This window comes from Winogradskyella echinorum, assembly GCF_014297365.1.
GTDB lineage: Bacteria > Bacteroidota > Bacteroidia > Flavobacteriales > Flavobacteriaceae > Winogradskyella > Winogradskyella echinorum.
This window is the reverse complement of sequence record NZ_JACOQD010000008.1, coordinates 87,762-101,588: the sequence shown is the minus strand read 5'-3', so window position 1 is coordinate 101,588 and position 13,827 is coordinate 87,762. Positions and strand designations below refer to the sequence as shown.

General features: G+C 31.5%; 15 protein-coding genes. 7 read left to right on the top strand and 8 right to left on the bottom strand.

Going from position 1 to position 13,827, the window contains the following annotated elements:
* The first annotated feature begins 145 nt into the window (after positions 1 to 145).
* The 5 genes from dapF to H8K90_RS16770 all read left to right on the top strand — a co-directional run bounded on the left by dapF (position 146) and on the right by H8K90_RS16770 (position 4,175).
* Complete coding sequence (gene dapF, locus H8K90_RS16790; protein ID WP_186847153.1) at positions 146 to 925, top strand: diaminopimelate epimerase; 780 nt, start codon at positions 146 to 148, stop codon at positions 923 to 925.
* On the top strand, positions 919 to 1,443 hold the full coding sequence (locus H8K90_RS16785; RefSeq protein ID WP_186847152.1) for a GNAT family N-acetyltransferase: 525 nt from the start codon (positions 919 to 921) through the stop codon (positions 1,441 to 1,443). The genes dapF and H8K90_RS16785 overlap by 7 nt, the downstream gene beginning before the upstream one ends.
* 2 nt (positions 1,444 to 1,445) lie before the next feature.
* Positions 1,446 to 2,489: an endolytic transglycosylase MltG gene (gene mltG, locus H8K90_RS16780; protein WP_186847151.1), complete on the top strand. Its 1,044-nt coding sequence runs from the start codon at positions 1,446 to 1,448 to the stop codon at positions 2,487 to 2,489.
* Between the two features lie 3 nt (positions 2,490 to 2,492).
* Entirely contained in the window at positions 2,493 to 3,398 is a 906-nt protein-coding gene (locus H8K90_RS16775; protein ID WP_222611379.1) for a DUF2279 domain-containing protein, read from the top strand.
* Positions 3,399 to 3,518: 120 nt separating this feature from the next.
* A complete protein-coding gene (locus H8K90_RS16770) occupies positions 3,519 to 4,175 on the top strand; it encodes a peptidoglycan-binding protein LysM (RefSeq protein WP_186847150.1) in 657 nt (218 codons plus the stop codon).
* On the opposite strand, the gene H8K90_RS16765 is transcribed toward H8K90_RS16770, so the two are convergent.
* The 4 genes from H8K90_RS16765 to dnaA form a co-directional block, all read right to left on the bottom strand.
* A complete protein-coding gene (locus H8K90_RS16765) occupies positions 4,172 to 4,888 on the bottom strand; it encodes an SAM-dependent methyltransferase (RefSeq protein WP_186847149.1) in 717 nt (238 codons plus the stop codon). The two genes, H8K90_RS16770 and H8K90_RS16765, sit on opposite strands and share 4 nt — an antisense overlap.
* A complete protein-coding gene (locus H8K90_RS16760; RefSeq protein ID WP_186847148.1) occupies positions 4,888 to 6,279 on the bottom strand; it encodes a PQQ-dependent sugar dehydrogenase in 1,392 nt (463 codons plus the stop codon). Before H8K90_RS16760 ends, H8K90_RS16765 begins: the two co-directional genes overlap by 1 nt.
* A 68-nt stretch (positions 6,280 to 6,347) precedes the next feature.
* Positions 6,348 to 6,800, bottom strand: coding sequence for a low molecular weight protein-tyrosine-phosphatase (locus tag H8K90_RS16755; RefSeq protein ID WP_186847147.1), 453 nt, complete (start codon positions 6,798 to 6,800; stop codon positions 6,348 to 6,350).
* 10 nt (positions 6,801 to 6,810) lie between these two features.
* On the bottom strand, positions 6,811 to 8,238 hold the full coding sequence (gene dnaA, locus H8K90_RS16750) for a chromosomal replication initiator protein DnaA (protein ID WP_186847146.1): 1,428 nt from the start codon (positions 8,236 to 8,238) through the stop codon (positions 6,811 to 6,813).
* A 198-nt stretch (positions 8,239 to 8,436) separates the two neighbouring features.
* Between dnaA and H8K90_RS16745 the strand changes: the two genes are divergently transcribed.
* The gene (locus tag H8K90_RS16745) at positions 8,437 to 8,844 is read left to right on the top strand and encodes an acyl-CoA thioesterase (protein ID WP_186847145.1); all 408 of its coding nucleotides are present in this window, start codon (positions 8,437 to 8,439) and stop codon (positions 8,842 to 8,844) included.
* On the opposite strand, the gene H8K90_RS16740 is transcribed toward H8K90_RS16745, so the two are convergent.
* On the bottom strand, positions 8,839 to 9,447 hold the full coding sequence (locus H8K90_RS16740) for an IMPACT family protein (RefSeq protein ID WP_186847144.1): 609 nt from the start codon (positions 9,445 to 9,447) through the stop codon (positions 8,839 to 8,841). The two genes, H8K90_RS16745 and H8K90_RS16740, sit on opposite strands and share 6 nt — an antisense overlap.
* A 171-nt stretch (positions 9,448 to 9,618) precedes the next feature.
* On the opposite strand from H8K90_RS16740, the gene H8K90_RS16735 reads away from it, so the two are divergent.
* Positions 9,619 to 11,208 carry an aryl-sulfate sulfotransferase gene (locus H8K90_RS16735; protein WP_186847143.1) on the top strand — a complete coding sequence of 530 codons (1,590 nt, stop codon included), beginning with the start codon at positions 9,619 to 9,621 and terminating at the stop codon, positions 11,206 to 11,208.
* 25 nt (positions 11,209 to 11,233) lie between these two features.
* Here the strand turns inward: H8K90_RS16735 and H8K90_RS16730 are convergent, their stop codons facing one another.
* From H8K90_RS16730 to ribD, 3 genes are read right to left on the bottom strand one after another with little or no spacing between them, the layout of a single operon-like run.
* Positions 11,234 to 12,085: an EamA family transporter gene (locus H8K90_RS16730; RefSeq protein ID WP_186847142.1), complete on the bottom strand. Its 852-nt coding sequence runs from the start codon at positions 12,083 to 12,085 to the stop codon at positions 11,234 to 11,236.
* Positions 12,082 to 12,693: an HAD family hydrolase gene (locus tag H8K90_RS16725; RefSeq protein WP_186847141.1), complete on the bottom strand. Its 612-nt coding sequence runs from the start codon at positions 12,691 to 12,693 to the stop codon at positions 12,082 to 12,084. The genes H8K90_RS16730 and H8K90_RS16725 overlap by 4 nt, the downstream gene beginning before the upstream one ends.
* Positions 12,694 to 12,726: 33 nt before the next feature.
* The gene (gene ribD, locus H8K90_RS16720; RefSeq protein ID WP_186847140.1) at positions 12,727 to 13,827 is read right to left on the bottom strand and encodes a bifunctional diaminohydroxyphosphoribosylaminopyrimidine deaminase/5-amino-6-(5-phosphoribosylamino)uracil reductase RibD; all 1,101 of its coding nucleotides are present in this window, start codon (positions 13,825 to 13,827) and stop codon (positions 12,727 to 12,729) included.

Genomic DNA, 13,827 nt, shown 5'->3' with positions numbered 1-13,827 from the left:
TTAAGTTTAACTATTTTTTTTAACTAACGATTAAAATTAGAAATTTATTGATTTTAAATTTCAATTTAACTACTTTTTAACGCCAAATTTAACGACGCTTTAACAAGCCATTTTGCAACTGAATATGCTTATATTTGCCTAGCGTATGAATATCACTTTTTACAAATATCAAGGTACAGGAAACGACTTTATTATAATAGATAACCGTTTACAAACTATAGACAAGAATAATACCAAACGTATTGCTGAATTATGCGACCGACGTTTTGGCATTGGAGCAGACGGGTTTATACTGTTAGAAAATGACAATTCTTCAGATTTTAGAATGGTTTATTATAACTCTGATGGTAATGAAAGTAGTATGTGTGGTAATGGTGGACGATGTATTGTAGCGTTTGCTAAATTTTTAGGTGTTATTGAAAACACAACAGAGTTTATAGCTATTGATGGATTACATAAAGCTAAAATTGAAGACCAAATTGTGCAATTACAAATGCAAAAGGTTTCAAAAATTGAAGCGTTTAAAAAGCATTTGTTTTTAGATACAGGTTCGCCTCATCATGTAGAACTCGTTACGGGTTTAAAAGATTTTGAAGTAAAAGCGAATGGTGCTAAAATTAGATACGGACAACCTTATAACGAAGATGGTAGTAATGTAAATTTTGTTGAGCAAGTTTCTAAGGATACTTTTTCAGTAAGAACTTATGAACGCGGAGTAGAGGACGAAACCTTATCTTGCGGTACAGGTGTTACTGCTGTGGCTTTGGCTATGCACAAAATTGGCAAAACCGAAAGTAATACTGTTAAACTTAATACACCAGGCGGCACTCTTAAAATTACTTTTAATGCTATAGGTGATGGTTATGAAGACATTTGGTTAATTGGTCCTGCAATACAGGTATTTAAAGGAGAAATAGAATGGTAACACTTAAAGGTGAACATATTTATTTACGTGCTCTAGAGCCCGAAGATTTAGATTTTGTTTATGCCATTGAAAATGACACCTCTTTATGGCACTTAAGTGATACGCAAACTCCTTATTCTCGTTTTTTAATAAAGCAATATTTAGAAAATGCTCAGCAAGATATTTTCGAAGCCAAACAATTACGATTAGCTATTTGTAATTTAGAAAATAAAACTATAGGTTTAATAGATGTTTTCGATTTTGATATTAAAAATAAACGTGCTGGTATTGGTATTTTAATTCAGAATGAAAACAATAGAAATAAAGGCTATGGGAAAGAAGCTTTACAACTCTTAACAAACTATTGTTTTAGTACATTGCATTTGCATCAGGTTTACGCAAATATTTCTGAATCTAATTTAGCGAGTTTAAAATTGTTTGAAGCTAACGGTTTTAAGAAAATAGGATTAAAAAAGGACTGGAGTTTTGATGGCGACCAGTTTGCAAACGAATATATTTTACAACGGATTAACGATTAACTATGTATATTAAAAAAATTCTTTGGGCAATTGCTCTAATTGGTTTGGTCATCTTTGGTGTTATTGCCTATTATATTTATGGTGCTATGTTTCAGCCCAATACAAAATTTAATACAAAAACAGAATATATATATGTGCCAAGTAATGCAACTTATAATGATGTGCGAGCGCAACTAATTCCGCTTTTAGAAGATATTGATAAGTTTGATGCTTTAGCTAATCAAAAAAAATATACGACAAATATTAAAGCAGGTCGTTTTGCAATTACTAAAGGGATGAATAATAATGATATTATAAATTCTATTAGAAGTAAAAACTTGCCTATTAAAATTGCATTTAATAATCAGAATAATTTAACTGATCTAGCCGGAAGAATAAGCACTCAAATAGAAGCAGATAGTATAGAATTGTATAATGCAATGATAGATGAAGCGTTTTTGAGCAAAAATGGGTTTTCAAAAGCTACAGCTTTGGGTATGTATCTACCAAATAGTTATGAATTTTTCTGGAATACATCTGCCGAAACTTTTAGAGATAGAATGTTGAAAGAATATAATCGTTTTTGGACAGACTCCAGAAAAGCTAAAGCCAAGCAACTAAATCTTTCGCCAAATGAGGTGATTACACTAGCTTCAATTGTACATGAAGAATCTAAACAAGCAGATGAACAGCCAAGAGTAGCAGGTGTATATTTAAACAGGCTTAAAATAGGAATGCCATTACAAGCAGATCCTACCTTAAAATTTGCAGCATACCAATTGCCAAAGTATAAGAATACAATTATTAGACGTGTATTAAATGTTCATAAAGAAATAAATTCTCCTTACAATACATATAAAAATTCTGGTTTACCACCAGGACTTATCGCTATGCCAGATTTATCTGCTATTAAAGCAGTTTTAAATCCGGAAAAGCATAATTACCTTTATTTCGCAGCAGATGCTAAACGTATTGGGTATCATAAGTTTGCTAAGACCTTAGGACAGCATAATAATAATGCACGTGAGTATCAAAGCTATTTATCATCACAAGGTATAAACAAGTAAATTTTGAAATTATTTGTCTACTGCATAGCCTTTTTTTTGGTAGTAAGCCATTCTCTTTATTCGCAATCTAAACTCAACCAGTTTCTAAAATCGAGTGATACCTTAAATAAGCCGAGAAGAAATATAGTTGTTCTTACAGAAGCTTCATTAGCAACATTAACTCTAGTTGGTCTTAATCAGTTGTGGTATGCCGATTACCCTCGTTCTAAATTTAAAACCATTAATGATAGTGGTGAGTGGTTACAAATGGATAAAATGGGGCACGTATTTTCTTCTTATCAATTGGGTAGGATAGGAGCAAATACCTTAAGCTGGTCTGGTGTAAGTAAAAAAGACCAATTACTTTATGGATCTACATTAGGCTTAGGGTTTTTAACTGCAGTCGAGGTGATGGATGGTTTTTCTGAAGAATGGGGGTTTTCATGGACAGATATGGCAGCTAATGTTGCTGGAACTGGATTACATGTTGGCCAAGAATTGTTATGGCAAGAGCAACGAATTCTTTTAAAATATTCGTTTCATCGTACTAAATATGCTCAGCAGCGACCAAATAAGCTTGGAAATGGTTTGTCAGAAGAATTTTTAAAAGATTATAATGGTCAAACCTATTGGTTAAGTGCTAATTTTAATTCGTTTCTAAAAACAAATGGAATACCTAATTGGTTAAATCTTGCTTTTGGTTATGGAGCAGAAGGAATGCTTACTGGCGACCCAAATGATGTTCTATTTTTAAACCAGAATAGAACCCGTCAATACTACTTAAGCTTAGATATTGATTTAAGCCGAATAAAGACAAATTCTAACCTTCTAAAAACCATATTCGACGTTTTTAACGTTATTAAAGTGCCTTTTCCTGCTATAGAATTGAATAGCAATGGTCGGATAAAATGGCATTATATCTACTTTTAAGTTAAAATTTTAACACTTAAACGGCTGTTTTTCAGTAATTAAAAATATGTCGTATATTTGCACGCGAATTTAGTAAGATCATTTTGGGGAAAATATTTTACTATAAAAAGGTTAGCTGTAATGATAAAAAATAGAACAAAAAATGTGGTTTTGCCATTTGTATTTTGCTTTTTAATTGCATTGGCTTTATACCCAAATTCTACATTAGATCCTGAAACATATTCTACAGAAGGACTAGAACTAAATTATAACATATCTAAAGACATGGCCATGGTTGCTGAGGAGCATACCACGAAGCAAAATATGTTTACACCTCATTTAGGAAAATCTTTTGAAGGTTTTAAAGAGGCTTTAGCTTTTAAAGAATCTAGAGGTAATTATTTTACTGTTAATACTTTAGGGTATTTAGGGAAGTATCAGTTTGGTTCTGAGACATTGAAATTAATCGGAATTTATAAACCAAATCAGTTTTTATATAATCCTGAGTTACAAGAAAAAGCATTTATAGCGAATGCAGAACGTAATAAATGGGTGCTAAGAAAAGATATAAAGCGCTTTGAGGGTAAACAAATCAGTGGAATTAAAGTCACAGAATCTGGCATTTTAGCAGCTGCTCATTTGGCTGGTCCAGGTAGTGTTAAGAAATTTTTACGTAGTTATGGAAATAATAATTCATCTGATGCTTACGGTTCTACTGTAAAACATTATATGAAAAAGTTTTCGGGCTACGATACATCTGTTATAGTAGCAGATAAGAAAGCAAGAGTTACACCTTAATCCTTCTGAATAATAAATATTGAAGGTCTTTTATGAAAATCTTCTTTATTATGTTTCCAATCTTTAGCAGACTTTGTTTTTATATATTCTGTTGGTAAGGTTAGGTCGCATGCCACACAGACTTTTGTGTTAGGTTGTAATGTGTTAGCTAAATCTTCTAACATTTTCATATTTCTATAGGGTGTTTCAATAAAAATTTGAGCCTGATTATGCTCAGAAGATAAGCGTTCTAAAACTTTTAATTTAGATTTACGTTCGCTTTTATCAATAGGTAAATACCCATTAAAAGTAAAGCTTTGTCCATTCATACCAGAACCCATTAATGCTAACAGTATTGAAGATGGACCGACAAGTGGTACTACTTTTATATCCATTTCATGCGCTAAACTTACAATATCTGCACCTGGATCGGCTATAGCTGGGCAACCAGCTTCAGACAATAAGCCTACAGAAATACCGTCTAAACATGAGTTTAAATAAGTATTACGCTCGCTTTCAGTTGTATATTTATTTAATACTTGAAGTTTTAATGAAGGTTGAGATTTTCCGGGTGAAATCCTTTTTATAAAACGACGCGCCGTTTTTTCGTTTTCAACAATATAGTAATCTATATCTTCTATAATTTTTTTAATTGAAATAGGTAAAACTTCTAAAGGTGGATTATCACCTAATCGGGTTGGTATAAGGTATAGTTTTCCTTTGGAACTACTCATTAATTTATAACGATTTTATGGATACTTTGTTTATGGTTTTCTGTACTAATCTTTAAAATATATATTCCTGCAGAGAGATCTGATGTATTAACTTTTTGAATTGTCTCTGCAGTTCTATTTATGGTTTTTATGACTTCGCCATGTATATTATAGATAATTAGTTTTGTAGAATTTACAGACGTATTAGTATTTTCAAAGTTAATGTTTAATTCATTTTTTGTTGGATTTGGATAAATTGAAATAGAGTTTAAGAGATTGTCTTGTGTGCTTAGTGCATTGTCTACTAGCTTAAATATATTGCCACTTAAAGTAGAAACATATAGTTCTCCATTTATATCTTCACCAAAAGCAACAAAGCTTCCAGAAAAACTTTCAAAAGTAGAATTCCAGTTTTCGTTTTCAAATTTAAGATAGCCAATTTCTTGTGTACAGACATCTGCAAAAAAGTATAAACCATCAAAATTGGGATACATAGAACCTCTGTAAACATATCCACCAGTTATAGAACAACGGCCACCAACATGGGCATACTCTGAAACGGGAAATGTTAATGTGCTACTATTTGGACATCCAATTGTGTTAAATGCATTATTTCCTTCATAACATCTCCAGCCATAATTTAGTCCAGATGCTGAAGAGGTGGCTTGGTTTATTTCTTCTTTAGCACTCTGACCTACATCTGCAATCCACATATCATTATTACTACTATCAAAAGAAAATTTCCACGGGTTTCGTAATCCATACGCCCAAATTTCATCTCTTGCCACAGAATTGCTTACAAAAGGATTATCTGTTGGTATGTCGTAAGGATTTGCAATTGTAGAATTATTAACATCAATTCGTAGTATTGTACCTAATAAATTTGTGAGGTTTTGAGAATTGTTTTGTGGGTCACCACCATCTCCACCATCTCCGCTGGAGATATACAAAAAACCATCAGAACCAAATTGTAATTCACCTCCATTATGATTGACATAAGGTTGAGCGAAAGTAAGAATTTCTAATTCAGAGGAAGGGTCAGCTATTGAAGGATTAGATTCATTTCTAGTAAATCTAGAAATAACAGTATCTTCTAAGTTGTTAATGTAATTTACAAAAAAGTAACCATTAGTAGCATAATCTGGATGAAAGGCTAAACCCAATAAACCTTGCTCACTTCCTGTGTCATATACAAGATTGGTAATATCTAGAAAAGGTGTGCTTTCTATAGAACCATCAGAATTAATAATTTTTATGATGCCTTGTTGTTCTGCAACAAATAGTCTAGTATCACCAGCATGTTTAATATTTACAGGACGATTTAAGCCAGAAGCAAATAAATTTAATTCTAGATCTTGAGCAAAAGAAAATATAAAACTTAGTGTTAGCACTAACGTAATTGAAGTTTTCATGGCACATTTTTTTAGACTAGAGCTACTAAAATACAAAAAAACAAACTAGAGATAAGCTAATATGTGGCCTACATTAATTTATTAGCTATCAACTGAGAAGTGGTTTCTATTAGTTGATAAACATTTTCAAAACCATCTTCGTTACCATAATATGGATCAGGAACATTTTTATTTACAACGGAATCGTTTTCTTCAAGAAATAATTTCACTTTGGCTATATCTTCATTATTTCTGGCTAAACTTATAATGTTAGAATAGTTAGATTGATCCATGGCATAGATATAATCAAATGTGTCAAAATCCACAACTTTAAATTGTCTGGCCTTTTGTTTGCTAATATCTAAACCGTATTTTTTAGCAACCTCAATTGAACGGTAATCTGGTTTTTCGCCAACATGGTATGCCGCTGTACCAGCAGAATCTATATGAAAATGTTCTTTAGAAAGTTTAGATTGTAAAATACCATGAGCTAATGGTGAACGGCATATATTACCTAAACACACCATTAAAATACGAGTCATGATTTAAGATTTAAAGTGCTAATTTTTTAGATAAATCTTCAACATATTTTCTGAATTGTTTATCAGTTGAAGACAAATTATCTACCGTTTTACATGCGTGTAATACTGTTGCATGGTCACGTTGCCCTATTTGAGAGCCAATACTAGCCAAAGAAGCTTTCGTGTATTTTTTGGCAAAAAACATTGCTAATTGACGTGCTTGTACAATGTGACGTTTACGAGTCTTAGATTGAAGTGTGTTAACATCCATCTGAAAGTAATCTGAAACTACTTTTTGAATGTAGTCAATAGAAACTTCACGCTTTGTGTTTTTAACAAACTTCTCTACAATATCTTTAGCTAAGTTTATTGTAATTTCTTTTTTATTGAAAGATGATTGCGCAATTAAAGAAATAATAGCTCCTTCTAATTCTCTAACATTTGTTTTTATATGTTTGGCAACATATTCTACAATTTCTTCTGGCATTTCTACACCATCTCTGTAGAGTTTATTCTTTAAGATTGAAACTCTAGTTTCAAAATCTGGTGTTTGCAATTCCGCAGAAAGTCCCCATTTAAAACGTGATAATAAACGTTGCTCAATGTCTTGCATATCAACAGGTGCTTTATCACTTGTTAAAATAACTTGCTTGCCGTTTTGGTGCAAATGATTGAAAATATGAAAGAATACATCTTGCGTACCTGTTTTACCAGATAAGAATTGTACATCGTCAATAATGAGTACGTCTATGATTTGATAGAAGTGAATAAAATCATTTCTGTTGTTCTTTTTTACAGAATCAATATACTGTTGAGTAAATTTCTCTGCAGAAATGTATAAAACAGTTTTCTCAGGGTATTTATCTTTAATATCTACACCTATTGCATGTGCCAAATGTGTTTTTCCTAAACCAACACCACCGAATATTAAAAGCGGATTAAATGATGTGCCTCCAGGTTTATTTGCAACTGCAATACCAGCATTTCTTGCTAATCTGTTAGAATCACCTTCTAAGAAATTTTCAAAACTATAGCTAGGATTAAGTTGAGACTCAATCTTTACATTTCTTATTCCCGGAATTACAAAAGGATTTTTTAATTCAGGGCTTTTATTATTAAAAGGAACATCTACATCTTGAGACTTTACTGCAGATCTATTAGAACTTGGAATTTTCTCTGTAAAAGGTTGTTTATTGCCATAGGTGTTTTCCATTTTAATAACGTAAACCAACTTAGCATCTTCACCTAACTCTTTATTTAGTGCAACTTTTAAAATTTTAACGTAATGTTCTTCTAACCATTCGTAGAAAAATTTACTTGGAACTTGAATACTTAAAGCATTACCGGAAAGTTTAACAGCATCTATAGGTTCAAACCAGGTTTTGTAGGCTTGGGGTTGTATATTATCTTTAATAAAAGCGAGACAATTACTCCATACAGATTGCGCTGTGATCTCCATTCGTTAAGTTAAATTTTATGTTGTTAGTTAGATTAGCAAAAAAAAAGAGAATTAGGATTCTCTTGTTGTTTTGAACATGACAAATATGTGAACAAAATTCTTAATAAAAAAATCAATTTTTGTTGAATTTTCAGATTTTTTTTCTCATGTTTAAAACTTGTTGAAATTACAAATTTTTTCTCAAACAAATCCATTAAAATGAAAATTAACGAAACAAAAATTAGGGTAAGATATGGTGAGACAGATCAAATGGGTGTTGTGTATCACGCTAATTATGCAGTGTATTTTGAGGTTGGTAGAACCGAATGGTTACGTCAATATGGGCTGAGTTACAGTGGTATGGAAGAAGGTGGGATAATGTTACCTGTAGTTTCATTGTCTATAAATTACAAAAATTCAGCACGTTACGATGACGTGCTTAAAGTAAAAACTACACTAAAAAAAATGCCAACAGCATCTATTGAGTTTCACTACGAAATACATAATCAATTAGATGTCTTGCTAGCTACAGGTCATACAATTCTTGCTTTTATTGATATGGAAAAAAATAGGCCAACGAGATGCCCGAAATATCTTTTAGATAAACTGCAAAATTATTCGTTATAATTCATCTATTGTAACACCAAAAAAAGCGTCAAAAAGCTCAAAAATTTTAGAACTGTCTCTTTTTCTGACAGATATTTCTAACAAACAATTTAGTTCTAACCTCTGATTTGTGATTTCAATCTGATTTTCTTTGAGTATTCTCATCACTTTACTCATATTTTTATACTCAAAATTTAGCTGAAATTCTTTATTAATTGTTTTTTCAACAATATCTACAGCTTCTAATGCTAATTGCGCTCCGGTTCTATAGGCATTTATTAAACCACCAACTCCAAGTTTTACACCTCCATAATATCTTATAACAATTATTAGAATGTTTGTGACTTCAAAAGATTGAATTTGGCCATAAATAGGCATACCTGCAGAGTTGTTAGGTTCTCCATCATCATTAGTTCTATATTGTATGTTTTCTGTACCTAACTGGTAAGCATAGCACCAATGTCTTGCGGAATAATGCTCTTTTTTTAAATTCTCGATATGAGATTTAACTTGTTCTTCGTTTGATACAGGAAAGGCAAAGCCATAGAATTTGCTATTCTTGTCTTTAAACAGTTCACCTTTAGCGGGTTTAACAATAGTCTTATATATGTCGCTTTCTATCATATTTTATTTGACGAATATAATAGAAACTAAAAAGATGCAAATCAGAATAAATTATTTAATTGAAATATGTTCACTGCTTGCAATTCTATTTGTGTTAATTATTAAGGTTTGTATTATTGCTAGACTTGATTTTACTTATATTTGAAATAAAAAAAGAAAAATTTAGAACAAATGAAAAAAACTACATTTTTAATTTTATTATTCATATTCAACCTTTCAATTGCACAAGAGACTATTGGTTTGGTTTATGAAGACACTAATGCTGAAAAATCGGAAGGATACACATTGTTTAATGCTTTGTCCGATGATAGAGTTTACCTCATAAACAATTGTGGAGAAGCTGTTAATCAATGGGATTTTTCAGGTCAGCAAAGTAGACAGGCTTATTTATTAGAAAACGGAAATTTGCTACAGGGTAGTCCAAACAACGTTGATATAAGAGATTGGAATAACAATATACTTTGGAGTATTAATTACATGGATGTTCTAGGTTTTAGAATTCACCATGATATTGAACCTTTACCTAATGGCAATTTTTTAGTTTTAATAAGAGATCCTTATACGGATGTTGAAATGTTTGCAGAAGGTAAGGATACGTCTTTTCCAGCAGATACCTTTGTATTAGAGAGAATTGTAGAAGTTCAGCCAGTAGGAACAAATTCAGCTAATATTGTCTGGGAATGGAAATTGTTTGATCATATGGTTCAAGATTTTGATGGCTCTAAACCAAATTTTGGGGTCGTGGCAAGTAACCCTCAATTATATAATATGAATTTTGATAATGGTAACGGTTCTAATCCTATACATGCTAACGCTATAGATTATAACCCAGAGCTAGATCAAATTGCGATTTCATCAAGACATTTAAGCGAAGTATTTATTATAGATCATAGTACAACCACTGCACAAGCAGCTTCGCACTCTGGTGGAAATTATGGAAAAGGTGGAGATTTTCTTTGGAGATGGGGAAATCCTCAAGTGTATGACCAAGGAACTGAAGCTGATCATAAACTTGGAAGACAACATGATATTAAATGGATAACAGATGGACCTCATGAAGGTAAATTGTCCGTTTTTAGTAATGATGGTTATGGATCTGATTTAACAGCTTCATCTATTCATATAATTGATCCAAATGACACTAATGGCGTTTATAGCCTAGATTCTGGTAAATTTTTACCTGAAGATTATTTTTGGTCTTATGATGGAACTGTATTAGGGGAAATTGTAATGGAGCCATCAAGAAGTGGTGTGCAAATAATGTCTAATGGAAATGCACTAATTAATGAAACTGGTAAAGGAAGACTTACTGAAGTAGATAACTTAGGAAATGTGGTTTGGGTATATGAAATTCCGATTGGTAACAATTCTAATTTTGCTCAATTTGATGAACCAGATGGTAATGGGTCTTTTAGAGCACATCGTTACCCAGAAAGTTATCCAGGTTTTGATAATGTTACTTTTAATAATACAGGAATTATTGAAGATGTAAATGCTATTTCAGTGAATTGTGTGAATAGCTTATCTGTTGATGGTGTATATTTTTCCAATTTGCAGGTATATCCTAATCCTACAACAGGTATACTGAATTTTAATTTAGATAATATAGATAGAATTCAAGTCTATGATTTGGCGGGTAAAGTTTTACTAAGCAAAACAAATTCTGAATCTATTAATATAGAAAGCTTAGCAAATGGATTATATCTTGTTGAGTTAACATCTGGTGAAAATTTACAAACAGTAAAAATCGTTAAAAATTAAAGTAATATTACGGTTAATGTTTCCATTATGTTAGTGTAACCAACATAATGGAAACAATAGCTATGATAATGCCAATCCAATTGGTTTTAGAAATATGCTCTTTAAATAGTAATAATCCTATTAGTGTGGATACAGCAACAATAGTAACATTATTAATGGTAAATACCGAAGAGCTTTCAAATCCATCTACTCGTAAGGCTTTTAGCAAAAAATACATAGAACAATAATTTGCAATACCCAGCATTATACCAAAAGGCACACTTTTTATTTTAAATTGTTCTTTTAAAACAATGGATTTATAACTCAAAATAATAAGACCAATACAACCAGCCATTCCAAAAATGACTGCTAAGAAAAGTTGCATGTTACCTTTTGGTGCAAAATGATTGACGGAAGTATCAATAACTCCAGAACCAAAGAACAAAATTATAGGTAAATACAAGGCCTTTGATAAAACGGCTTCATCTTTTTGTTTCACAGAAGTTAAATAAACAGCAATTAAGGCTAAGACAATACCTGTTATTTTTTGAAATCCGGCACTTTCGTTATAAACATAGATTCCAAATACTATTGGAATGATTACACTCATTTTACTAGCTACAGAAACTACGGTAAGTCCATTTTTTTGTGCGGTTAGTGCCATAACATTAAATATGGCAATAAATAGAAAGCCTAAACCAATCGCAATTTTAAACCAATTGGTATGAATAATTTCTGAAGGTATAATCTGTTCTTCAAAAAGAAGTAAACCGCAAATAAAGGCTGTAGCGTAATTGACAACGATAGCTTGTAAAGTATTAATTTTGTACTTATCAAATAATTTAAAAAGCACAAAAATTGCAGTAGAAGATAAGATGCTAAGAAGTAAATAAATCAAAAGCGCTCTTTTTTAATTTTGAATAAATCAATAACATCTTCACTAGTCTCATCGATATTCCACGTATGCAAACCTAATCTATCAGCTGTATCAGTATTCTCTTTGGTGTCATCAATAAAAAGACAATCATTGGCTATAAGATTGTTTTCTTTTAAAACAAACTCAAAAATATCTGCATTAGGTTTTCTTAGATGTATTTCTTGGGATAAGTAAAAGACATCAAAGCAGTTTTTGAAATCATCATAAAACGGTACGTTATGTTTTATGAAGTCAATGTGAAGGTCATTGGTATTGCTCAGTAGAATTAGTTTAAATTCTTTTTCTTGAGCTAGATTTTTAATAAAGTCTAAGCGATATTCGGGAAAATCTTTAATTATATAATTCCAAGCATTAACAATATCGGTTTCATTCAAATTTTGAAACATGGATTTATAAAAGGCAATAAATTCTGAAGTTGATATCCTTCCAATTTCATATTGCATGTTAGTTTCAACCATATCTGCTTCAAAAAATTCTAGATTAAACAAGTTTAAAGCATTTTGCATAGCACCTTGTTTGTCTAGATTAATGAAAACATCACCAAAATCGAAAATTAAAGTTTTAATCATATGTTGTAGTCCTTAGCTTGTTTCAGGCTTTCATTATTTATTGTAGATTGTTTTGAGTCTATCATTTAAAATTACATCCTCTTTAATTAACTTACCTTGTAATTTTGGTGCTTTTATACCATCTTTAAACTCAATAGCACCAGTAAAAATTCTAGCTTCGTCCCAAAGGTTTTCATCTATAAACGTTTGAAGTGTTTTTGCACCTCCTTCAACTATAATTGAATTTATATTATTTCTATATAGAGTATCACACACTTGTTGAGCAATGATTTTACTTTCACTCCAATTTATTGGTGCTAAAAAAGTTGATTCATTTATGAGGATTTGTGCGTTTTCCGGAGGATATATAGCCCAATTATCTTTTGGAGTTTTATGATTAGTATTCTCAGAACCAATTACAATTGTGTTAGCTTCAGCATTAAAAACATTATAAGCAAGATTCAATTTTGAAGTTCTATCAAGTACAACGCGAGTAGGATTGTTCCCTTCCCAATCTCTTACCGTTAAACTCGGGTTGTCTTCTAAAACAGTATTGGTGCCAACTAATATGGCTTGTTCTTCTGCTCTCCATTTATGAACTAACTGGCGAGAATAGGTGTTAGTAATCCAAACCGGTTTCTGCTCATTTTTAGTTTTTGGTGCAATAAAACCATCTTTTGTTTCTGCCCACTTTAATATAATATAAGGACGTTTTTTGTTATGAAAAGTAAAGAATCGTTTGTGATGTATTCTACATGCATCTTCTAAAACACCAACAATTACTTTACAGCCTGCAGCTTTTAGTTTAGCAATACCTTTACCAGCTACTGCAGGATTATCATCTATACAACCAATTACAACTTCTGGTATTTTGTGCTTAATAATGAGATCGCTACAAGGTGGTGTTTTACCAAAATGGCTACAAGGTTCTAACGTAACATACAGTGTGCTTTTTATTAATAATGATTTATCTTTTACTGAATTTATAGCATTGACTTCGGCATGGTTGCCTCCATAAGCACTTGTAAAACCTTCACCAATAATTTTGTTTTCAAAAACCACAACAGCTCCAACCATTGGGTTTGGTCGTGTAGAACCCAAACCATTTTTGGCAATTTGTAAACAGCGTTTAATGTATAATTCGTGATTTTTCAA